Source organism: Variovorax sp. J22R115, from assembly GCF_030317005.1.
Taxonomy (GTDB): domain Bacteria; phylum Pseudomonadota; class Gammaproteobacteria; order Burkholderiales; family Burkholderiaceae_C; genus Variovorax.
This window is the reverse complement of record NZ_JASZYM010000003.1, coordinates 38,314-59,681: the sequence shown is the minus strand read 5'-3', so window position 1 is coordinate 59,681 and position 21,368 is coordinate 38,314. Positions and strand designations below refer to the sequence as shown.

Annotated in this window: 19 protein-coding genes and 1 pseudogene; 13 read left to right on the top strand and 7 right to left on the bottom strand. The window is 64.6% G+C overall.

Annotated features, from left to right (window positions below; genetic code table 11):
* Window positions 1-6: 6 nt before the first annotated feature.
* The 8 genes and pseudogenes from lpxB (at window position 7) to QTI04_RS05625 (ending at window position 8,993) form a co-directional block, all read left to right on the top strand.
* On the top strand, window positions 7-1,155 hold the full coding sequence (gene lpxB / locus QTI04_RS05660; protein WP_286614492.1) for a lipid-A-disaccharide synthase: 1,149 nt from the start codon (window positions 7-9) through the stop codon (window positions 1,153-1,155).
* Window positions 1,127-1,744, top strand: a pseudogene (rnhB, locus tag QTI04_RS05655) (ribonuclease HII); the annotation flags it as partial. The gene lpxB and the pseudogene rnhB, both read left to right, overlap by 29 nt.
* Window positions 1,745-1,824: 80 nt before the next feature.
* Complete coding sequence (locus QTI04_RS05650; protein WP_286614491.1) at window positions 1,825-2,604, top strand: RNA methyltransferase; 780 nt, start codon at window positions 1,825-1,827, stop codon at window positions 2,602-2,604.
* A gap of 136 nt (window positions 2,605-2,740) precedes the next feature.
* Window positions 2,741-3,925: a glutamine-hydrolyzing carbamoyl-phosphate synthase small subunit gene (carA, locus tag QTI04_RS05645; RefSeq protein ID WP_286599017.1), complete on the top strand. Its 1,185-nt coding sequence runs from the start codon at window positions 2,741-2,743 to the stop codon at window positions 3,923-3,925.
* Entirely contained in the window at window positions 3,918-7,145 is a 3,228-nt protein-coding gene (gene carB / locus QTI04_RS05640; protein ID WP_286599016.1) for a carbamoyl-phosphate synthase large subunit, read from the top strand. The genes carA and carB overlap by 8 nt, the downstream gene beginning before the upstream one ends.
* Before the next feature lie 10 nt (window positions 7,146-7,155).
* Window positions 7,156-8,025 carry a Kdo hydroxylase family protein gene (locus QTI04_RS05635; RefSeq protein WP_286614490.1) on the top strand — a complete coding sequence of 290 codons (870 nt, stop codon included), beginning with the start codon at window positions 7,156-7,158 and terminating at the stop codon, window positions 8,023-8,025.
* A 64-nt stretch (window positions 8,026-8,089) separates the two neighbouring features.
* The gene (greA, locus tag QTI04_RS05630) at window positions 8,090-8,566 is read left to right on the top strand and encodes a transcription elongation factor GreA (protein ID WP_286599014.1); all 477 of its coding nucleotides are present in this window, start codon (window positions 8,090-8,092) and stop codon (window positions 8,564-8,566) included.
* Window positions 8,567-8,579: 13 nt separating this feature from the next.
* Complete coding sequence (locus QTI04_RS05625; protein ID WP_286614489.1) at window positions 8,580-8,993, top strand: DUF4149 domain-containing protein; 414 nt, start codon at window positions 8,580-8,582, stop codon at window positions 8,991-8,993.
* On the opposite strand, the gene QTI04_RS05620 is transcribed toward QTI04_RS05625, so the two are convergent.
* Both QTI04_RS05620 and QTI04_RS05615 read right to left on the bottom strand, forming a co-directional pair.
* The gene (locus QTI04_RS05620; protein ID WP_286614488.1) at window positions 8,994-9,761 is read right to left on the bottom strand and encodes a glycosyltransferase; all 768 of its coding nucleotides are present in this window, start codon (window positions 9,759-9,761) and stop codon (window positions 8,994-8,996) included.
* 2 nt (window positions 9,762-9,763) lie between these two features.
* Entirely contained in the window at window positions 9,764-10,243 is a 480-nt protein-coding gene (locus tag QTI04_RS05615; RefSeq protein ID WP_286566427.1) for a YhbY family RNA-binding protein, read from the bottom strand.
* A gap of 20 nt (window positions 10,244-10,263) precedes the next feature.
* On the opposite strand from QTI04_RS05615, the gene QTI04_RS05610 reads away from it, so the two are divergent.
* The 5 genes from QTI04_RS05610 to QTI04_RS05590 all read left to right on the top strand — a co-directional run bounded on the left by QTI04_RS05610 (window position 10,264) and on the right by QTI04_RS05590 (window position 15,746).
* Window positions 10,264-10,932: an RlmE family RNA methyltransferase gene (locus QTI04_RS05610; protein WP_286614487.1), complete on the top strand. Its 669-nt coding sequence runs from the start codon at window positions 10,264-10,266 to the stop codon at window positions 10,930-10,932.
* 165 nt (window positions 10,933-11,097) lie between these two features.
* Window positions 11,098-13,017, top strand: coding sequence for an ATP-dependent zinc metalloprotease FtsH (gene ftsH, locus QTI04_RS05605; protein ID WP_286599009.1), 1,920 nt, complete (start codon window positions 11,098-11,100; stop codon window positions 13,015-13,017).
* A gap of 58 nt (window positions 13,018-13,075) precedes the next feature.
* Window positions 13,076-13,930, top strand: a complete 855-nt coding sequence (gene folP / locus QTI04_RS05600) for a dihydropteroate synthase (protein ID WP_286599008.1) — start codon at window positions 13,076-13,078, stop codon at window positions 13,928-13,930.
* Window positions 13,927-15,261 (top strand): phosphoglucosamine mutase, encoded by a 1,335-nt coding sequence (gene glmM, locus QTI04_RS05595; protein ID WP_286614486.1) that lies wholly within the window; start codon window positions 13,927-13,929, stop codon window positions 15,259-15,261. Before folP ends, glmM begins: the two co-directional genes overlap by 4 nt.
* A gap of 5 nt (window positions 15,262-15,266) precedes the next feature.
* Window positions 15,267-15,746 (top strand): GNAT family N-acetyltransferase, encoded by a 480-nt coding sequence (locus QTI04_RS05590; protein WP_286614485.1) that lies wholly within the window; start codon window positions 15,267-15,269, stop codon window positions 15,744-15,746.
* A gap of 53 nt (window positions 15,747-15,799) precedes the next feature.
* Here the strand turns inward: QTI04_RS05590 and QTI04_RS05585 are convergent, their stop codons facing one another.
* Genes QTI04_RS05585 through QTI04_RS05565 form a run of 5 tightly spaced genes read right to left on the bottom strand, consistent with a single transcriptional unit; the run spans window position 15,800 to window position 21,315 of the window.
* Entirely contained in the window at window positions 15,800-17,071 is a 1,272-nt protein-coding gene (locus tag QTI04_RS05585) for an acyl-CoA dehydrogenase family protein (protein ID WP_286599006.1), read from the bottom strand.
* A 46-nt stretch (window positions 17,072-17,117) separates the two neighbouring features.
* Window positions 17,118-18,206, bottom strand: coding sequence for a phosphotransferase (locus QTI04_RS05580; RefSeq protein ID WP_286614484.1), 1,089 nt, complete (start codon window positions 18,204-18,206; stop codon window positions 17,118-17,120).
* Window positions 18,207-18,226: 20 nt separating this feature from the next.
* Entirely contained in the window at window positions 18,227-18,949 is a 723-nt protein-coding gene (locus QTI04_RS05575) for a Crp/Fnr family transcriptional regulator (protein WP_286599004.1), read from the bottom strand.
* A 56-nt stretch (window positions 18,950-19,005) separates the two neighbouring features.
* The gene (locus tag QTI04_RS05570; RefSeq protein WP_286614483.1) at window positions 19,006-19,785 is read right to left on the bottom strand and encodes an oxepin-CoA hydrolase, alternative type; all 780 of its coding nucleotides are present in this window, start codon (window positions 19,783-19,785) and stop codon (window positions 19,006-19,008) included.
* Between the two features lie 9 nt (window positions 19,786-19,794).
* A complete protein-coding gene (locus QTI04_RS05565) occupies window positions 19,795-21,315 on the bottom strand; it encodes a 3-hydroxyacyl-CoA dehydrogenase (protein WP_286614482.1) in 1,521 nt (506 codons plus the stop codon).
* Window positions 21,316-21,368 lie beyond the last annotated feature (53 nt).

The following is a 21,368-nucleotide window of genomic DNA, read 5'->3' as shown; positions in this document are numbered from 1 at the left end:
TGCCCCATGTCTGAAACGCAGCGGCAGTTTTCGCTGGTCGCCGGCGAGGCTTCGGGCGACCTGCTCGCGGGCTTGATGCTCGACGGGCTGCAGGCGCGTTGGCCCACCATGAAGGCCGCAGGCATCGGCGGACCCCAGATGCTTTCTCGCGGCTTCGAAAGCTGGTGGCCGCAAGAGAAGCTCGCGGTGCGTGGCTACGTCGAGGTGCTGCGGCACTACGCGGAGATTGCGGGCATCCGGCGGCAGTTGAAGGCGCGGCTTCTTCGCGAGTCGCCGGACATCTTCATCGGCGTCGATGCGCCCGATTTCAACCTGGATCTCGAGGCCGGCCTGCGAAGCCGCGGCATCAGGACGGCTCATTTCGTCTGTCCTTCCATCTGGGCTTGGCGTCCGGAGCGCGTCGAAAAGCTGCGCGCAGCGGCCGATCACGTGCTGTGCATCTTCCCCTTCGAGCCCGAATTGCTGGCAAAGCACGGCGTCGCGGCCAGCTATGTCGGCCACCCGCTGGCCAACGTGATCCCGATGGTGCCGGACCAGGCTGCCGCCCGCGTGGCGCTGGGCATCGACGGCGACGCCACGGTCGTGGCGCTGCTCCCCGGCAGCCGGCGCTCCGAGGTGCGGCATATCGCTTCAAGGTTCTTTGCGGCGGCGGCACTGATGATGAAGGCGCAGCCGTCGCTCCAGTTCATCGCGCCGGTGCTGCCGAATCTCCGCGCTGACGTGGAACAGGCGCTGGAGGCCGCAGGGATGACCGGGCGTGTGACCTTGCTCGATGGCCGGTCGCACGCCGCGCTGGCCGCCTGCGATGTCACCTTGATCGCGAGTGGCACCGCCACACTGGAGGCGGCGCTCTTCAAGCGGCCGATGGTCATCTCGTACCACATGAATTCGCTGACCTGGAATCTGGTGATGCGCCACAAGCAACTCCAGCCCTGGGTCGGCTTGCCGAACATCCTCTCCGGCGAGTTCGTCGTTCCTGAGGTGCTCCAGGACGCCGCGACGCCACAAGCACTCGCCGACGCCACGCTGGAGTGGCTCGCCGCTCCCGACAAGGTTCACGCCTTGCAACAACGTTTTTGCGCGCTGCATGCCGAATTGCTGCGCGATACGCCCACACTGTGCGCCGATGCGATCCAGAAAGTTCTTGAAGGCTGAACAGGCAACGCTCGTGTGGGACGCGCCTGGTTTGGTGGCCGGAGTCGACGAAGCCGGTCGCGGGCCGCTGGCGGGGCCGGTCGTCGCTGCGGCCGTGATCCTGGACGACCAGCGACCCATCCGCGGGCTTGCCGATTCGAAGACGCTGACTGCGCTGCAGCGCGAACGCCTCAATGACCAAATTCTGGCCAAGGCCCTGTGCTGCTCGGTCGCGCAGGCGAGCGTCGAGGAGATCGACACCCACAACATCCTCCAGGCCACGATGCTGGCCATGCGGCGCGCGGTCGAAGGCCTGCGCCTGAAGCCGGCCAAAGTGCTGGTCGACGGCAACCGGCTGCCGACGCTCGACGTGCTGGCGGAGGCCATCGTCAAGGGCGATGCCCGCATCAAGGCGATTTCTGCCGCTTCGATCCTGGCGAAAGTGCATCGGGACAGGCTGTGTGAGCAGTTGCACGTCGAATTTCCGCATTACGGCTTTGCCGGGCACAAGGGCTATGGCACACCCGAGCATCTCGAAGCGCTGCTGCGCCATGGCGCCTGCGTGCACCATCGCAAATCCTTCAGTCCCGTGGCGGCGGCTCTTTCCAGGATGGCGGGCCAGGCTGAACCCGCCATGGTGGCGGAATCCATGGTGGTCCAAGTGACCACCATCGAAACGCGGATCTCACCATGACCTCCGGCGATGTCAGCCACGTCACATCTCGCGACAACCCGCTTCTCAAGGAATTGCGCAAGCTGGCCCACGAGCCGGGTGCCTACCGCAAGGCGGGCCGCATCTGGCTCGAAGGCGACCACCTGTGCCGCGCCGCCCGCGAACGCGGCGTGCGGCCGGCTGTCGCCGTCTTTGCCGAATCGCTGTGGCCTACGGCGCGCCACGAATGGGGCGGTGCGATAACCAAGACGGTAGTGCTGCCGGATGCCTTGCTGGCCGGCGTGAGTGGCCTGGAATCACCCGCGCCCATGGGTTTCGTGCTGGACCTGCCCGAACGCCCCGGAATCGAACCGGCCGCACCGACCGTCGTCCTCGATCGCCTGCAGGACGCCGGCAATGTTGGCTCGATCCTGCGCAGCGCCGCAGCGTTCGGATTCACTCAGATCATCGCCCTCAAGGGCACGGCGGCACTTTGGGCGCCCAAGGTGCTGCGCGCCGGCATGGGCGCCCATTTCGGGCTGCGCTTGATCGAAGGCGTGGAACTGGACGCGCTGGATGCCTTGGCCGTCCCCTGGATCGCCACCAGTTCGCACCGCGGCGACTGGCTGCACCGCACCACCTTGCCCCACCCCTGCGCCTGGCTGATGGGGCACGAAGGTCAGGGCGTTTCCGCCGCCCTGGAGGCGCGCGCGACCCGGCACGTTCGCATTGCACAGCCAGGCGGCGAGGAGTCGCTCAACGTCGCGGCGGCAGCGGCGATTTGCTTGCATGCAAGCGCGGCTGGGGCCAGCTTGTGAGCGACTGCCGGCTATAATCAAGGGCTTTCCCGCTCACACCCCGCCCTCAGCGCACGCAAGCCAACTCCTCGACGAGAGTCGCAGCCCAAAGTCATATCTTGGGTTCGCTTTGGGCGTCATCCATCCGGAGATCCCAGTGCTTTTGTCTCTCAAGGGAAAATTCCCGCCCGCCATCCTGGCGCTCGCAGACGGCACGGTCTTTCTCGGCAACTCGATCGGCGCCAACGGCGTCACGACTGGCGAAGTGGTGTTCAACACCGCCATGACCGGTTACCAGGAAATCCTGACCGACCCGAGCTATTGCCAGCAGATCGTGACGCTCACGTACCCGCATATCGGCAATTACGGCGTCAACGAGGAAGACATCGAGGCCGACAAGATCCATGCCGCGGGCCTGATCATCAAGGACCTGCCCCTCGTCGCGTCCAATTTCCGAAAGACCGCCACGCTGAACGAATACCTCGTGCGGGGCAACACGGTCGCCATCGCCAACATCGACACGCGCAAGCTCACCCGCCATCTGCGCACGCAGGGCGCACAGAACGGCTGCATCCTCGGCTTGGCCGAAGGCGAAACGGCGACTCAGGCGTTGATCGACAAGGCCATCGCCGCCGCCAAGGCCGCGCCCAGCATGGCGGGCCTCGACCTCGCCAAGGTCGTGTCAGTCAAGGAAACCTACGAATGGACGCAGACCGAGTGGAAGCTCGGTTCCGGCTACGGCGTGCAGATCACGCCGAAGTTCCACGTCGTGGCCTTCGACTACGGCGTCAAGAAGAACATCCTGCGCATGATCGCCCAACGCGGTGCGCGCATCACCGTCGTGCCGGCACAGACGCCCGCGGCCGACGTGCTCAAGCTGCGACCCGACGGCATCTTCCTCGCCAACGGCCCGGGTGACCCGGAGCCCTGCGACTATGCGATCGAGTCCACGCGCCAGTTGATCGAGACCGGCATCCCGGTCTTCGGCATCTGCCTGGGCCATCAGATCATGGCGCTCGCCTCGGGCGCGAAGACCTTCAAGATGAAGTTCGGCCACCACGGCGCGAACCATCCCGTGAAGGACCTCGACAACGGCCGCGTGAGCATCACCAGCCAGAACCACGGCTTTGCCGTCGACGAAAAGACCTTGCCCGCCAACCTGCGGCCCACGCACATCAGCCTGTTCGACAACACGCTGCAAGGCCTGGCACGCACCGACAAGCCGGCCTTCTGCTTCCAGGGCCACCCCGAGGCATCGCCGGGTCCGCACGACATCGGCTACCTGTTCGACCGCTTCACGGCACTCATGCAAAGTCACAAAGAAGGACAGAAGAATGCCTAAGCGCACAGACCTCAAGAGCATCCTCATCATCGGCGCCGGCCCGATCATCATCGGCCAAGCCTGCGAGTTCGACTACTCCGGCGTGCAAGCCTGCAAGGCGCTGCGCGAGGAGGGCTACAAGGTCATCCTGATCAACAGCAATCCCGCGACGATCATGACCGACCCGGCCACGGCCGACGTCATCTACATCGAGCCGATCACCTGGCCGACGGTCGAGAAGATCATCGCCAAGGAGCGTCCCGACGCGATCCTGCCGACAATGGGCGGACAGACGGCGCTCAACTGCGCGCTCGACCTCTGGCGCAACGGCGTGCTCGACAAGTACAAGGTCGAGCTGATCGGCGCGACGCCCGAGGCCATCGACAAGGCCGAGGACCGCCTGAAGTTCAAGGACGCGATGACCAAGATCGGTCTGGGCTCGGCGCGTTCGGGCATCGCCCATTCGCTGGACGAAGCCTGGGCGGTGCAGAAGACCGTCGGTTTCCCGGTGGTGATCCGTCCCAGCTTCACGCTCGGCGGCACGGGCGGCGGCATTGCGTACAACCCGGAAGAGTTCGAGACCATCTGCAAGCGCGGCCTGGAAGCCTCGCCGACCAACGAACTGCTGATCGAAGAATCGCTGCTCGGCTGGAAAGAGTACGAGATGGAAGTCGTGCGCGACAAGGCCGACAACTGCATCATCGTCTGCTCGATCGAGAACCTCGACCCCATGGGCGTGCACACCGGTGACTCGATCACGGTCGCGCCCGCGCAGACGCTGTCGGACAAGGAATACCAGATCCTGCGCAACGCCTCGCTGGCTGTGCTGCGCGAGATCGGCGTCGACACCGGCGGATCGAATGTGCAGTTCTCCATCAATCCGAAGGACGGCCGCATGGTCGTCATCGAGATGAATCCGCGTGTCTCGCGTTCGTCCGCGCTGGCCTCCAAGGCCACCGGCTTCCCGATCGCCAAGGTCGCGGCCAAGCTGGCCGTCGGCTACACGCTCGACGAACTGCGCAACGAAATCACCGGCGGCGCCACGCCCGCGAGTTTCGAGCCCAGCATCGATTACGTGGTCACCAAGATCCCGCGCTTTGCCTTCGAGAAATTCCCGCAGGCCGATTCGCGCCTGACGACGCAGATGAAGTCGGTCGGTGAAGTGATGGCCATGGGCCGCACCTTCCAGGAGTCGTTCCAGAAAGCGCTTCGTGGTCTGGAAGTCGGCGTCGACGGTCTCAACGAGAAGACGCAGGACCGCGAGGTTCTCGAGAAGGAACTCGGCGAGCCCGGCCCGGACCGCATCTGGTACGTCGGCGACGCCTTCGCCATGGGCCTGAGCGTGGACGAAGTGTTCGCGCTGACCAAGATCGATCCGTGGTTCCTGGTGCAGATCGAGGAGATCGTGAAGATCGAACTCGAGCTCGAAACCAAGTCGCTCGACGATATCGACCGCGACACGCTGCTCGCGCTCAAGAAGAAGGGCTTCTCCGATCGCCGCCTCGCGCGCCAACTGAAGACCACCGACACCGCGATCCGCGAAAAGCGCCGTGCACTGGGCGTGCGCCCGGTGTACAAGCGCGTCGACACCTGCGCGGCCGAGTTCGCCACCAACACCGCCTACATGTACTCGACCTACGAGGACGAGTGCGAAGCCGAACCGACGAACAAGAAGAAGATCATGGTGCTCGGCGGCGGTCCCAACCGCATCGGCCAGGGCATCGAGTTCGACTACTGCTGCGTGCATGCCGCGCTCGCGATGCGCGAGGACGGCTACGAGACCATCATGGTCAACTGCAACCCCGAGACCGTCTCGACCGACTACGACACCAGCGATCGCCTGTACTTCGAGCCCCTCACGCTCGAAGACGTGCTCGAGATCGTCGACAAGGAAAAGCCCACGGGCGTGATCGTGCAGTACGGCGGCCAGACGCCGCTCAAGCTCGCACTCGACCTGGAAGCCAATGGCGTGCCGATCATCGGCACCAGCCCCGACATGATCGACGCAGCCGAAGACCGCGAACGCTTCCAGAAGCTGTTGCATGAACTGAAGCTGCGTCAGCCGCCGAACGCGACCGCGCGAACCGAGCCCGAGGCGCTCGAAAAGGCGGCCGAACTCGGCTATCCGCTGGTGGTGCGCCCCAGCTACGTGCTGGGCGGACGTGCGATGGAAATCGTGCACGAGCAGCGCGACCTGGAGCGCTACATGCGCGAGGCCGTCAAGGTCAGCAATGATTCGCCGGTGCTGCTGGACCGCTTCCTGAACGATGCCGTCGAGTGCGACGTCGACTGCCTGCGCGATGCCGAGGGCAACACCCTCATCGGCGGCGTGATGGAGCACATCGAACAGGCTGGCGTGCACTCGGGCGACTCCGCCTGCTCGCTGCCGCCGTACAGCCTCAAGGCTGAGACGATCGCCGAACTCAAGCGCCAGAGTGCCGCCATGGCCAAGGCGCTGAACGTGGTCGGCCTCATGAACGTGCAGTTCGCGATCCAGGAGAAGGACGGCCAGGACGTGATCTATGTGCTCGAAGTGAATCCGCGCGCATCGCGCACGGTGCCCTACGTGAGCAAGGCGACGGGCATCCAGCTTGCCAAGGTGGCTGCGCGCTGCATGGCCGGCCAGTCGCTGGTTTCGCAGGGCGTCACGAAGGAAGTCACGCCGCCGTATTTCAGCGTGAAGGAGGCGGTGTTCCCGTTCGTCAAGTTTCCTGGCGTCGACACCATCCTCGGTCCCGAAATGAAATCGACCGGCGAGGTGATGGGCGTGGGCAAGACCTTCGGCGAAGCCTTCGTGAAGTCGCAGCTGGGTGCGGGCACGCACCTGCCGAAGTCCGGCCGTGTCTTCATCTCGGTGAAGAACAACGACAAGCCGCGCGCGGTGGAAGTTGCGCGCGGCCTGGCCACGCTGGGCTTCGAGCTCATCGCCACCAAGGGCACCGCGGCAGCGATCCAGACCGCTGGCATCGCCTGCGCCGTCGTCAACAAGGTCACCGAAGGCCGTCCTCACATCGTCGACATGATCAAGAACAACGAGATTGCGCTGGTCATTAACACGGTGGAAGAACGTCGCAACGCGATCGCTGATTCGCGTCAGATTCGCACCTCGGCGCTGCTGGCGCGTGTGACCACCTTCACGACGATCTTCGGCGCCGAAGCTGCGGTCGAAGGCATGCGGCACATGAAAGACCTGGACGTCATCTCTATTCAGGAAATGCACGCGCAGCTCGCGCTCGCGTAGCGGCAAAAAGATGGAATCGCAGCTCGTCGAACTCGACCTGGCCGACTGGAGCGGCGCCGTGCCGAACGAGGCATGGATCGCCGCGCTGGAGGCCGGGAAAGTGCTCTACTTTCCGCGCCTCGGGTTCGAGTTGCTGCCGGAAGAACGGGCGCTGCTGTCGCCGGTCGTCTTGTCGCCCGACGTCCGCAATATCAGCCTGGATGCGAATGGGCGCATCAAGGGCGTGGCAGGGGACGAGGAGCGGCAGCGCGCCGTCGCGGCAATGGTCGGGCGGTTCCGCGCGCAGGCGCAGCAGCTGATCTATGGCCTGCTGCCGCATTACACGCCTGCGCTGCGGCTGGCGCCGACCAGCTACCGGCCCGCGCAGGTCGAAACCCGTGTGCAGTCATGGCGGGCCGATGATCGGCGTTTGCACATCGACGCCTTTCCTTCGCGCCCCAACTACGGCGAGCGGATCCTGCGCGTCTTCACCAACGCCAACCCCGAAGGCGCGCCGCGCGTTTGGCGGGTCGGCGAGCCTTTCGAGACCGTCGCACGGCGCTTTTTGCCGCGCACCAAGCCCTATTCGCGCTGGCAGGCGCGGATGCTGCGGGCGCTCCGCGTCACCAAGTCGCTGCGCAGCGAGTACGACCATCTCATGCTGCAATTGCACGACGGCATGAAATCCGACCTGGACTACCAGAAGAACGCCGACCAGCAGACCGTGGCGTTCCCGGCCGGGTCGGTGTGGGTCTGCTTTTCCGACCAGACTTCGCACGCCGTCATGTCGGGCCAGTACATGCTCGAGCAGACCCTGCACTTGCCCGCTGCGAGGCAATACAATCCCGATTCGAGCCCGCTCGCCATCCTGAGCCGGCTGACCGGACGCCAGCTCGTCTGATCTTTTCACTCCCATCGACCGCCGAACGGCAGCGTTCGGCGGTTTCGCTTTCTGGAGCAACAACGTGGCCACCATTCCCATCACCAAGCGTGGCGCAGAAAAGCTGCGCGAAGAACTGCAACGACTCAAGACCGTCGATCGCCCGTGGGTCATCAACTCGATCGCCGAAGCCCGCGCTCAGGGCGACCTGAGCGAAAACGCCGAGTACGAAGCTGCCAAGGATCGCCAGGGCTTCATCGAAGGCCGTATCCAGGACATCGAAGGCAAGCTTTCGGCGGCGCAGATCATCGACCCGGCCGCGCTCGACGCGGGTGGCAAGGTCGTGTTCGGCTCGACCGTCGAACTCGAGGACGAGAAGTCGGGCGAAGCCGTCAAATACCAGATCGTCGGCGAGGATGAAGCCGACTTGAAGCTGGGCTTGATCAACGTCTCCAGCCCCATCGCGCGCGCATTGATCGGCAAGGAAGAGGGCGATACCGCGGAAGTGCAGGCGCCGGGCGGCATCAAGCGCTATGAGATCGTCGCTGTCAGCTATCTCTGATCCGGCAGGGGCCATGAAGGACCGCATCGCCCTGTTGCTCGCCGCCTTCTGGTGGGGCAGCCTGACGACGATCGGATTCCTCGTGGTGCCGATGCTTTTCGCCCGACTCGGCAGCCCGGCCGTTGCTGGCAATTTCGCCGGGCAGCTGTTCGCGGCGCAGACTTGGGTGGCCCTGGTTTGCGGCCTGGTGCTTCTGGTTCATTTCCGGGCACAAGGCGGCGACCGCGTCGAGGGGCCGGCGCGGGCTGCAATTTTCTTGATCATCACGGCGCTGTTGCTGGCACTGTTGCAGCAATATGCCGTCGCGCCGCGAATCCTGGCGCGCGAGAACCTCAGGCTCTGGCACTCGCTGGGGAGTGCCATGTACCTCGGTCAGTGGGTGTGTGCCGGCGTCCTGCTTTGGCGCATGGGACGCCGCCAGGCCTGATCAGGCCTTCCAGAACCGCGTGATCCAGCGCGCCGGCCGGATGAAGCGGAAGCGCCGGTTGCGTCGCCCCGCCAGTGCGTCTGGCGGGTTGCATTCCCCGTGAAAGACCATGATCTTGGCGCCTTCCGGCACGAAAGGCTCGCGCCAGTAGTTGGTCGGCCAGGTCGGAATCCCGTGGTACTTGAAGCTCGGGCACCATGCCTCGGGCCAGTAGGCAAGCTTGCCTTTGCGGTACATGAAGTCCGACAGGTAGGTCTGCTCGTTGCGGAACTCGGCCTGCACGGCGTCCATGTTCTGGCGGAAATGGGCCAGCACGTCGGGATGGGCGCCCAGTTCGAAGCGGTACACCGACGAGTTGCCTGTGATGCGCCGACGCCGCCAAGGGCGCTCGTAGTCGTGGATGATCAGGAATTCGCCCCGGTACTCGAAGAATTCGTCCAGGCTGCCCACCACCACCACATCGAGGTCGACAAAGAGCGCCGTGCCTCGCAGGCCGTGAAGATCCTGCTCGAAGGTGGTCAGTTTCTTCCATGCGCGGTCGACTTGTCCCGGTGCCAGTTCGAGGTCCAGGGGCGGGATCGGAAAGCACTCCACTTCGCTGCGGATGCCGTTGCTGTCGTCGGTCAGGCACACGAACTTGAACTCGCCACTCAGATGGCGGCGGACCATTGCGTAGAGCCGATTGACGTAGTCGGGCCCGTATTTCGTGCCCCACTTCATGCACAGGATGTGCCGCTGCTGCGGTCCAGCCGCTGTCTCGCTCGGCATCCTCAATCCGCCTGGCGCCGCTTCTTGACTGACAGCGGCTTGCGGGCCTTGGCGCGCTTGATCGTGCCGCCCGGCGTCAAGCGCTGGTTGCCAAGAACGCGCAAGGTCTTGATTTCGGGGCGCTGCCCCGCACGCTTGCTGTACTTGATGACTTTGACATCGCGCGGACCGGGCATGCGGTCTTCGTCAATTTCCCTTTCCTTTTCGGGAATGGGCCGCCAGAGGACGAGCAGCTTGCCGATGTGCTGGATCGGCGCGGCGTCCAGTTCGTCGGCCAGAGTCTGGAGCATGGCTTCGCGGGCAGTCCGGTCGTCGGAAAACACACGCACCTTGATCAGGCCGTGGGCCTTGAGCGCGGCGTCGGCTTCTTTCTTGACGGCCGGCGTCAGCCCGTCGCCGCCGATCATGACGATCGGGTCCAGATGGTGCGCTTCGGAGCGGTGCACCTTGCGCTGCGCAGGGGTAAGTTGAATGGCGGGCATCCCCGTATTATCGAGCGTCAATGAATCCCAAACCGAAAAGCAAGAAGGTCAACAAGGCGTGGCTGCATGATCACATCAACGACCCGTACGTCAAACTGGCCACGCGAGAGGGCTATCGAGCCCGGGCCGCCTACAAACTGAAGGAGATCGACGAGACGCTCGGGCTGATCAAGCCTGGGCATCTGGTCGTCGACCTGGGCTCGACGCCCGGCGCTTGGAGCCAGTACGTCCGGCGCCGCATGTCGCCCGGCGGTGCAGCCGCGGGCGAGTTGGCAGGAACCATCATCGCGCTCGACATCCTGCCCATGGAGCCGATCGAGGGCGTGACCTTCCTCCAGGGCGACTTCCGCGAAGCCGACGTGCTGGAACGGCTGACCCAGGCAATGGGCGGCCGGCTGGCCGATGTGGTCGTGTCCGACATGGCACCCAACCTGTCCGGCATCGCATCCGCGGACGCCGCGCGTGTCTCGCACCTGATCGAGCTTGCGATCGAGTTCGCGCACCACCACATGAAGCCTGAAGGGGCGCTGGTCGCCAAGTTGTTCCACGGCAGTGGCTACAGCGAGCTGACGAAGCTTTTCAAGGACAATTTCCGCATTGTGAAGCCGATCAAGCCCAAGGCTTCCCGCGACAAGTCTTCCGAAACCTTCATGGTGGGCATCGGCCTCAGGGCAACGGATACGAATTGATACTCGACTTTCTTCCCACGGTCGTACCTAAAACCGCTTGCACCCTATGGCTGCTATAGGGAAATCAGGCTGTTTCGCGGGTTGAAAAGCCTAAAATGGTCGCCAATTGCGTGCCCACAGCGCGTTTTTGTTTTTCATACCACGCGCTTTCGACTGGAGCTTCGTTTGAACAATCAGTGGTTTTCTAAAGTTGCCGTCTGGCTCGTCATAGCGATGGTGTTGTTCACTGTGTTCAAGCAGTTCGACACCCGCGGCGTTGCCGGTGCAGGCAACATCGGCTATTCCGACTTCCTCGAGGAAGTTCGCAACAACCGCATCAAGAGCGCCACGATCCAGGAAGGCCAAGGCGGCAGCGAGATCGTCGCGATCACCAATGACGACCGCAAGATCCGGACGACGGCCACGTACCTCGACCGCGGCCTGGTCGGCGACCTGATCGCCAACAACGTCAAATTCGACGTCAAGCCGCGCGAAGAGGGCTCGCTTCTCATGACGCTGCTCGTGAGTTGGGGACCGATGCTGCTGCTGATCGGCGTCTGGGTCTACTTCATGCGGCAGATGCAGGGCGGCGGCAAGGGCGGTGCGTTCAGCTTCGGCAAGAGCAAGGCCCGCATGCTCGACGAGAACAGCAACCAGGTCACCTTCGCCGATGTCGCGGGCTGCGACGAGGCCAAGGAAGAGGTGAAGGAAGTTGTCGACTTCCTGAAGGACCCGGCCAAGTTCCAGAAGCTCGGCGGCCGCATTCCGCGCGGCCTGTTGCTGGTCGGCCCTCCTGGCACCGGCAAGACCTTGCTCGCGAAGAGCATCGCCGGCGAAGCCAAGGTCCCGTTCTTCTCCATCTCCGGTTCGGACTTCGTGGAAATGTTCGTCGGCGTGGGCGCTGCCCGTGTGCGCGACATGTTCGAGAACGCCAAGAAGAACGCCCCCTGCATCATCTTCATCGATGAAATCGACGCGGTCGGCCGTCAGCGTGGCGCCGGCCTCGGCGGCGGCAACGACGAGCGCGAGCAGACTCTCAACCAGATGCTGGTCGAGATGGACGGTTTCGAGACCAACCTCGGCGTGATCGTGGTGGCAGCAACCAATCGTCCGGACATCCTCGACGCCGCACTGCTTCGCCCGGGTCGTTTCGACCGCCAGGTGTACGTGACGCTGCCGGACATCCGCGGCCGCGAGCAGATCCTCAACGTCCACATGCGCAAGGTGCCGCTGGGCCAGGACGTGAACCCCAGCATCATCGCGCGCGGTACGCCCGGCATGTCGGGCGCCGACCTGGCCAACCTGTGCAACGAAGCCGCGCTGATGGCGGCCCGCCGCAATGCCCGCGTCGTCGAGATGCAGGACTTCGAGAAGGCCAAGGACAAGATCTTCATGGGTCCCGAGCGCAAGAGCATGGTCATGCCTGAGGAAGAGCGCCGCAACACGGCCTATCACGAGTCCGGTCACGCGCTGATCGGCAAGCTGCTGCCCAAGTGCGACCCGGTCCACAAGGTGACGATCATCCCGCGCGGCCGCGCCCTCGGCGTGACCATGAGCCTGCCTGCGCAGGACCGCTACAGCTACGACCGCGAATACATGCTGAACCAGATCAGCATGCTGTTCGGCGGCCGCATCGCCGAAGAGGTGTTCATGCACCAGATGACCACCGGTGCCAGCAACGACTTCGAGCGTGCCACCCAGATCGCCCGGGACATGGTGATGCGCTACGGCATGACCGAATCGCTGGGCCCGATGGTCTATGCCGAGAACGAAGGCGAAGTGTTCCTGGGCCGCTCGGTCACCAAGACCACCAACATGAGTGAGTCGACCATGCAGAAGGTCGATGCCGAGGTACGCCGCATCATCGACGAACAGTACGCGCTGGCGCGCCGCCTGATCGAAGAGAACAGCGACAAGATGCACGCGATGGCGAAGGCCTTGCTCGAATGGGAGACCATCGATACCGAGCAGCTCGACGACATCATGGCCGGCCGCGCGCCGCGTCCGCCCAAGGATTGGACCCCACGCATTCCGCCCTCGGGCAGCGGCGGCGGCAGTGGCGGAACGCCGGCGGTGAATCCCGATCCGGCGCCGACCGTGGCCTGAGCATGATGCTTTGGCAATCAACGGGGCCTGTGGCCCCGTTTTTTCGTGGGGGTGAGGCATGACGGCGATCTGGCGCACCGCGCGCTTCGCCATCGATCTGGCAGAGCCGAGGGTGATGGGCATCGTCAACGTCACTCCCGATTCGTTCTCCGACGGGGGAGAACACGCCTCGACCGAGGCCGCCGTGCGTCATTGCGCGCAATTGATCGACGAGGGCGCGGACATTCTGGACATCGGCGGCGAATCAACGCGCCCGGGCAGCCCGGCCGTACCTCTCGAAGCTGAACTGGCGCGGGTGCTGCCGGTGGTGCGCGAGGCGGTGAAGCTTCAGGTGCCCATCTCCGTCGACACCTACAAGCCCGAAGTGATGCGCGCCGTGCTGGACCTCGGTGCGGACATCGTCAACGACATCTGGGCGTTGCGCCAGCCGGGCGCCCTGCAGGCGGTCGCCGCTCATCCCGCTTGCGGTGTCTGCCTGATGCACATGCACCGCGATCCCCAGACCATGCAGACGGCTCCGATGCTGGGCGATGTGGTTCCGGCGGTGCGCGCATTCCTGGACGAGCGGGCTCAGGCGCTGCTGGAGCTTGGCGTCGATGCGTCCCGCATCGTGCTCGATCCGGGCATTGGCTTCGGCAAGACCGTGGCTCAGAATTTCGCTTTGCTCGCACGCCAGGGCGAGTTGCTGGTCTCGGGCTGGCCTGTCCTGGCCGGATGGTCACGCAAGTCTTCGCTTGGCGCAGTCACCGGCATCGAGGTAGCAGGCGAACGCCTGGTGCCCAGCGTGGCCGCGGCCGTGCTGGCCGTCGAGCAGGGCGCGGCGATCCTGCGCGTGCACGATGTGCGCGAAACCGTTGCCGCGTTGGCGGTATGGCACGCGATGAAACAACAACAACAGGTATCAGATCAATGACAAGAGAATATTTCGGAACCGACGGCATTCGTGGAACGGTCGGGCAGCCGCCCATCACTCCCGATTTCGTACTGCGTCTCGCGCACGCCGTGGGCCGTGTGCTGAAGAAGACGGAATCGCGCCCGACCGTGTTGATCGGCAAGGACACGCGCATTTCCGGGTACATGCTCGAATCGGCGCTGGAGTCGGGCTTCAACTCCGCGGGTGTGGACGTGGTGCTGCTCGGTCCGCTGCCAACGCCGGGCGTGGCCTATCTCACGCGCGCTCAGCGTGCGAGCCTGGGCGTGGTCATCAGTGCAAGCCACAACGCTTATCCGGACAACGGAATCAAGTTCTTCAGCGCCCACGGCACCAAGCTCAGCGATGAATGGGAACTGGCCGTCGAGGCAGCCCTGAAGGAGCCACCGGTGTGGGTCGACTCCAAGACCCTGGGCAAGGCGCGGCGCCTCAACGATGCGCCGGGGCGCTACATCGAGTTCTGCAAGAGCACCTTCGCGAACGACCTGACCCTGCGCGGCCACAAGCTCGTCATCGACGCGGCCCACGGTGCGGCCTATCAGGTGGCTCCATCCGTGTTCCATGAACTGGGCGCCGAGGTGACGAGCATCGGCTGTGCGCCCGACGGCCTGAACATCAACAAGGGCTTCGGCGCCACGCATCCGCAGGCGCTGATCGATGCCGTCAAGGCCCAAGGTGCCGAGTACGGCATCGCACTCGATGGAGACGCAGACCGGTTGCAACTGGTCGACGCGAGCGGTCGCCTGTTCAATGGCGACGAACTCCTGTACCTGATGGCGATGGAGCGCATCGCGCGCGGCGAGAAGCCTGCCGGCGTCGTGGGTACCCTGATGACCAACAAGGCCGTCGAGGTGGCGCTGAAAGGGCAGGGCATCGAGTTCGTCCGAGCGAAGGTCGGTGACCGCTATGTGCTCGAAGAACTCGAGAAGCGCCGCTGGCTGCTGGGCGGCGAGGGCTCCGGCCATTTGCTCGCGCTCGATCGCCACACGACGGGCGACGGCATCGTGAGCGCGTTGCAGGTGTTGCAAGCTTGCGTGCGCAGCGGCCGGAGCGTGGCCGAACTGCTGGTGGGGGTGACGCTGTTTCCGCAGACGCTCATCAATGTGCGTCTCGCCGAAGGACAGGATTGGAAATCCAACGCCTCGCTGGCTGCCGAAACGCAACGCGCAGAGGCCGAACTCGGTGACGCGGGACGCGTGCTGATTCGCGCGAGCGGCACCGAGCCGTTGCTGCGCGTCATGGTGGAAGCGCGTGACGCAGCGCAAGCCGAAGCCTGCGCGCGACGCCTGGTCGCGGCCGTCCAGGAGGGTTGAGCGCGATGGTCGATATCGTGATGGCGGACTACCGCAATCCCATGCATGCGCGCGCCGTTGTCGATCTGCTGGATGCCTATGCGTGCGACCCAGCGGGTGGGGGCTCGCCGCTATCTGCCGATGTGATCGCGGAGCTGCCCAAAGCCCTGGCCGCGCGGCCGCAAGCCTTCAGCGTGCTCGCGTACGACGGCGAGCAACCCGTCGGGTTGATCAATTGCATCGAAGGCTTCTCGACCTTCGCCTGCAAGCCGCTCGTCAACGTCCACGACGTCGTCGTGTTGGCGAGTCATCGGGGGCAGCGGGTGACGCAGCGCATGCTGGCCCGCGTGGAAGATGAGGCGCGCAGCCGCGGCGCCTGCAAACTCACCCTCGAAGTGCTGTCAGGCAATCAAAGCGCTCTGCGAGCCTACGAACGCGAAGGCTTCGCAAACTACCAACTCGATCCCGCGTTCGGCTCCGCGATGTTTCTGCAAAAGAAGCTGTAAAAAATGCCGCCGGCACCTTGCGGTGCGGGCGGCCTTTATCGGGGAAACCGGAATCAGAAGCGAGTGACCGGCATCGCCTCGTCACCCTTAGACGGTGCGTACTTGCCCAACTCCCACTTCGCAATCGCATTGCGGTGCACTTCGTCCGGGCCATCCGCGAAACGCAGCGTGCGGGCGCCGGCGTAGGCGTAGGCGAGCGGGAAGTCGTCGCACATGCCGCCGCCGCCGTGCACCTGCATCGCCCAGTCGATCACCTGGCAGGCCATGCTCGGTGCGACCACCTTGATCATCGCGATCTCGGTCTTGGCGACCTTGTTGCCGGCCACGTCCATCAGCCATGCGGCCTTGAGCGTCAGCAGGCGTGCCATGTCGATCTTGCAGCGCGCTTCGGCGATGCGTTCCTGCGTCACGGTCTGCGATGCGACGGTCTTGCCGAAGGCCACGCGCGAGGAGGCGCGCTTGCACATCAGTTCGAGCGCGCGTTCCGCCAGGCCGATCAGGCGCATGCAGTGGTGAATCCGTCCCGGGCCGAGGCGGCCTTGGGCGATCTCGAAGCCGCGGCCTTCGCCCAGCAGAATGTTGCCCACGGGCACGCGAACGTTCTCGAAGTACATCTCGACGTGGCCGTGAGGCGCGTCGTCATAGCCCATCACGTTGAGCGGGCGCACGATGCGGATGCCCTTGGCGTCGGCCGGCACGATGACCATGCTCTGCTGGGAGTGGCGGGGCGCGTCGGGCTCCGACTTGCCCATGGTGATGAAGACCTTGCACCGGGGATCGGCCGCGCCGGAAATCCACCACTTGTGGCCGTTGATCACGTATTCGTCACCCTGGCGTTCGATGCGGGTGGAGATGTTGGTTGCATCGCTGGACGCTACATCAGGCTCGGTCATGGCGAAGGCCGAGCGGATCTCGCCTTCGAGCAGCGGTTTGAGCCAGCGCGACTTGATCTCGTCGGACCCGTAGCGTGCGATGGTCTCCATATTGCCGGTGTCGGGCGCCGAGCAGTTGAAGGCCTCGCTGGCCCATGGCACCCGCCCCATGATCTCGGCCAGCGGCGCGTATTCCTGGTTGGTGAGGCCGGCGCCTTCGTAGCCCGATGCGGCAGCGCTATCGACCGGCAGGAACAGATTCCACAGACCCTGGGCCTTGGCCTTGGTCTTGACCTTTTCGACGGTCTCGAGCGCGGTCCAGCGCTTGCCGGCGGCGGTGTTCGCCGCCAACTCTGCCGAGTACGCGGCCTCGGCGGGGTAGATGTGGTCTTCCATGAAAGCGCTGACGCGCTTTTGAAGCTCTTTGGTTTTGGCCGAGTATTCGAAGTCCATGTCTTCTCCAGGTGGGTGGAATGTCAGGCGGCCGCTGCCGCGCCAATCATGCTTTCTTGGCGAATTGCCAGGCCATTTCGGCCATCGGTCGCGCGCCGCGGCCCGAGGCCACGGCTTGTTCGCTCGATGCGGTCCCGGCCTCGACCCGCTTGGCGATGCCTTGCAGAATCGCCGCGATGCGGAACAGGTTGTAGGCCAGGTAGAAGTTCCAGTCCGGCGCGAGCGCTTCCGGCGTCGTCAGGCCGGTACGGTCGCAATAGCGCTGGATGTATTCGCTCTCCGTCGGGATGCCGAGGCTCTTCAGGTCGAGGCCGCCGACGCCGCGTGACATCGCGTGCGGGATGTGCCAGGCCATGCAGTGGTAACTGAAGTCGGCCAGCGGATGACCGAGCGTCGACAGTTCCCAGTCGAGCACGGCAATCGCACGCGGCTCCGTGGGGTGGAACATCAGGTTGTCGAGACGGAAGTCGCCGTGCACGATCGAACTCATCTTCTCGTCGCGTGCACTGGCCGGGATGTGGGCCGGCAGCCACTCCATCAGGCGATCCATCTCGGGGATCGGCTGCGTGATCGATGCGACGTACTGCTTGCTCCAGCGTCCGATCTGGCGTTCGAAGTAGTTTCCGGGCTTGCCGTAGTCGGCCAAGCCGCGTTCGGCGAACTTCACCGTGTGCAGCGCCGAGATGACGCGGTTCATCTCGTCATAGATGGCGGCGCGCCCGGCGTGGTCCATGTCGGGGAGGGACTGATCCCACAGCACGCGGCCGGCCATGAACTCCATCACGTAGAAGGCGCGGCCGATCACGGCTTCGTCTTCGCACAGGCAGTACATCCGCGGAACCGGCACATCGGTGCCTGCGAGGCCGCTCATGACCTTGAACTCGCGCTCGACTGCGTGCGCAGAAGGCAGCAGCTTGGCGACCGGCCCCGGCTTCGCGCGCATCACGTAGCTTTGCGAGGGCGTGATGAGCTTGTAGGTCGGGTTGGACTGCCCGCCCTTGAACATCTCGACCGTGAGCGGTCCCTTGAACCCATCGAGATTCTTCTCGAGCCATGCGGTCAGCACATCGATGTCGACGAGGTGCTGCTGGGAAACGGCACGCGTGCCGACGAAGTTGTCGAAGTCCTGGGTCATGTCTCTCGATGTCTCTGGATTTATTGGTCGTCTGCTTCGGAGATGCGCATCAGTGCGGCGCGGTCCAGCACCACCAGGCCGCCCGGCTCGATGCGGATCGCTTCTTCGCGCTCCATGGCCTTCAGTTCCTGGTTGACGCGTTGGCGCGAGGCGCCAAGCAATTGCGCAAGTTCTTCCTGAGCGAGATGCAGGCCGATGCGCATCTGACTGCCGTCCGCGAGGCTCGGCACCCCGTAGCTGCGAACCAGGTGGATGAGCTGCTTGGCCAGCCGTGCGCGCAAGGGCAGGGTGTTGAGATCCTCCACCAGTCCGAACAGCTGGCGAATGCGTCGTGCCTGCAGGCGCATCAGCGCTTCGTAGAGCTCGACGTGATTCGCAAGGATCTTCTGGAAGTCCGCACGCGCGACGCAGAGGATCGTGGAGTCGCCATGCGCATAGGCATCGTGCGTGCGCCTGTCCCCATCGAACATCGCCACGTCGCCGAACCAGATGCCCGGCTCCACGTAAGTCAGCGTCACCTGCTTGCCCGACACGGCCGTCGAACTCACCCGCACCGCGCCCTTCGCGCAGGCGATCCATTGCTCCGGCGGATCGCCGCGAGCGGCGATCAGTTCGCCGTCCTTGTAGCGTTTGACGAAAGCACATCGGAGGATGTCGTGGCGCAGTGATGGTGAAAGAGAAGAGAACCAGCGACCACCGTTGATCGCTTCACGTTCTTCGATGGTAAGAATGGGGTCGTCCATGGACTGTCCTGTCGGTGACTGAAAAGCTAGGGGTTGTCGCGGGAGCGACGCGCCCGTCATTCGTAGCGCGGCGTCTGCTTCGAGAGGAATGCGGCGATACCGATGCCAGCGTTGGCATGATGCAGATTACGCACGAAGTGATCGCGCTCCTGCGACAGCTGCGAAACGAGCGTCGTGCCCCGCGCTTCGCTGAGCAGTTCCTTGATGCTGGCCAGTGCGTTCGGCGCTCGGGCGTTGAGCTTGCCGGCGATGGCGAGTGCAGCAGTCAAGGCCTGGCCGCTCTCGGTGATCTCGTTGACCAATCCAAGCGCATGCAGGCGGGACGCATCGAGGCGTTCGCCCAGCATGAGCCATTCGCTGGCCAACTGGCGTGGCAGCGCCCGCCCGAGATGCCAGCTCAGTCCGCCATCCGGCGAAAGCGCGACATTGCTGTACGAGGCGGCGAACACCGCATCGCGCGCCGAGACGACGAAGTCGCAGGCCAATGCCAGCGAGAAGCCTGCACCGGCCGCCGCGCCTTCGACCGCTGCGATGACAGGCTTGGGAAAGGTGCGGATCGAATCGACCCAGGTATGCAATGCCTCGATGCTCTCGGCCTGCACCGCCGGCTCGCGGTCGCGGTTGGCCGACAGGCGCTGCAGCGAGCCGCCGGCACAGAACCACTTGCCTTCGCCCACGAGGATCACGCTGCGGATCTCGTCGCTGTTCTCGGCGCCATTGAGCGCCTCGATGCCAGCGGCATACATCTCGGGGCCCAGTGCGTTGCGTTGCGAGGGATTGGAGAGCGTGAGCACCATCGTGCTGCCCTCGGTCGTGCTTTTCAGTTCTGCGGTCATGGGTGTCTCTTACTCTTCTTCATGGGTGAGGCTCAGGCCGAGAGCGCCGCGGCGGCGCAGCCACGGGCTCGGGCGATAGCGGGGATCGCCGTAGACGGTCTGGAGGTTGAACAACACTTCGAGCATGTTTGTCGGGCCGTACAGGTCGCCCATGGCCAACGGCCCTTGCGGATAGCCGAGCCCGAGGCGCACGGCGGTGTCGAGGTCGGCCGGCGAGCAGACGCCTTGCTGGCACATGTCGCACGCGATGTTCACGATGGTCGCGACCACGCGCTGGGTGACGAAGCCCCCGCTGTCACGGATCACGCTGACGGCCTTGCCGTCGCGCGCGAACAGTGCATGCGCCGCATCGCGCATGTCGCGCCGGGTCGCGGGGTTGGTGGCGAGCACGCGGCGCTTGGTTGCCGCGTCGTCGACCATCATGTCGATGCCGATCGTGCGCGTCGCGTCCAGCCGCTCGACCGCGGCCACGGTCGTCACGTCGAAGCCGAGCGGCGCGACCAGGATCAGCGCCGCGCTGGAAGGCGTCGCGCCGCTTTCGAGTTGAGCGCCCAGGGCGTGGATGAGCCGCAGCAGTTCGGGTCGGCGTGCCGCGCGCGGCGATACCCAGACCGACGGTGTCGAATCGACCGTCGGCACAGGCGGCTCCGGGAGCTGCTGCATCGCGCCGTCGGCATAGCGATAGAAGCCTTCACCGGTCTTGCGGCCCAGCGCACCCGCGGCGAGACGCTGCGCCGTGATCACGCTGGGGCGGTAGCGCGGCTCCTCGTAGTACTGGCGGTAGATGGACTCCATCACCGGATGCGACACGTCGAGCGCCGTCAGGTCCAGCAACTCGAAAGGTCCGAGCCGAAAGCCGGCCTGGTCCTTCAGGATGCGGTCGATCGTCGCGAAGTCAGCCACGCCTTCGCCGACGATGCGCAGCGCCTCCGTACCATAGCCGCGTCCCGCGTGGTTCACGATGAAGCCAGGCGTGTCCTTCGCCTGCACTGCGCTGTGACCCATCTGCGTGCCATAGCCGGCGAGCCGCGTGCAGACCTCGGCTTCCGTCTTGAAGCCGGCCACGACCTCCACGACTTTCATCAGCGGCACGGGGTTGAAGAAATGGAACCCCGCCATGCGCTCGGGATGCTTCATCGCCGCCGCGATGGCGGTGACGGACAGCGACGACGTGTTCGTGGCCAGCGTGGCCGAGGTCGAAACGACCCCCTCCAGTTCCTTGAAGAGCTTGCGCTTGACCTCCAGGTCTTCGACCACGGCCTCGATGACCAGGTCGCAGCCGGCGAGCGCCTCCATCGAATCGACCGCACGGACGCGTGCCGACAGCACGTCGCGCTGCGCTGCGTCCAGCTTGCCTTTCTCATGCTGCTTTTGCCATTGGGCGAGGACGGCATCGCGTCCGCGCGCCGCTGCGCCATCGAAGCTGTCGAGCAGCAAAACCTCGCTTCCGGCCTGCGCTGCGATCTGCGCAATGCCTCGTCCCATGGCGCCAGCGCCGATCACACCTATGTTGGAAAAATTCACAGTCATTTGATAATTGTCTCTCTCTGAAAGATCGGCTCTGACCCTCATGTCAGAATGTG

Coding starts and splice junctions, on each gene's coding strand:
- lpxB (WP_286614492.1), top strand. CDS start 7: ATGTCTGAAACGCAGCGGCAGTTTTCGCTGGTCGCCGGCGAGGCTTCG.
- QTI04_RS05650 (WP_286614491.1), top strand. CDS start 1,825: ATGACCTCCGGCGATGTCAGCCACGTCACATCTCGCGACAACCCGCTT.
- carB (WP_286599016.1), top strand. CDS start 3,918: ATGCCTAAGCGCACAGACCTCAAGAGCATCCTCATCATCGGCGCCGGC.
- QTI04_RS05635 (WP_286614490.1), top strand. CDS start 7,156: ATGGAATCGCAGCTCGTCGAACTCGACCTGGCCGACTGGAGCGGCGCC.
- QTI04_RS05625 (WP_286614489.1), top strand. CDS start 8,580: ATGAAGGACCGCATCGCCCTGTTGCTCGCCGCCTTCTGGTGGGGCAGC.
- QTI04_RS05620 (WP_286614488.1), bottom strand. CDS start 9,761: ATGCCGAGCGAGACAGCGGCTGGACCGCAGCAGCGGCACATCCTGTGC.
- QTI04_RS05615 (WP_286566427.1), bottom strand. CDS start 10,243: ATGCCCGCCATTCAACTTACCCCTGCGCAGCGCAAGGTGCACCGCTCC.
- QTI04_RS05610 (WP_286614487.1), top strand. CDS start 10,264: ATGAATCCCAAACCGAAAAGCAAGAAGGTCAACAAGGCGTGGCTGCAT.
- folP (WP_286599008.1), top strand. CDS start 13,076: ATGACGGCGATCTGGCGCACCGCGCGCTTCGCCATCGATCTGGCAGAG.
- glmM (WP_286614486.1), top strand. CDS start 13,927: ATGACAAGAGAATATTTCGGAACCGACGGCATTCGTGGAACGGTCGGG.
- QTI04_RS05590 (WP_286614485.1), top strand. CDS start 15,267: ATGGTCGATATCGTGATGGCGGACTACCGCAATCCCATGCATGCGCGC.
- QTI04_RS05585 (WP_286599006.1), bottom strand. CDS start 17,071: ATGGACTTCGAATACTCGGCCAAAACCAAAGAGCTTCAAAAGCGCGTC.
- QTI04_RS05580 (WP_286614484.1), bottom strand. CDS start 18,206: ATGACCCAGGACTTCGACAACTTCGTCGGCACGCGTGCCGTTTCCCAG.
- QTI04_RS05575 (WP_286599004.1), bottom strand. CDS start 18,949: ATGGACGACCCCATTCTTACCATCGAAGAACGTGAAGCGATCAACGGT.
- QTI04_RS05570 (WP_286614483.1), bottom strand. CDS start 19,785: ATGACCGCAGAACTGAAAAGCACGACCGAGGGCAGCACGATGGTGCTC.
- QTI04_RS05565 (WP_286614482.1), bottom strand. CDS start 21,315: ATGACTGTGAATTTTTCCAACATAGGTGTGATCGGCGCTGGCGCCATG.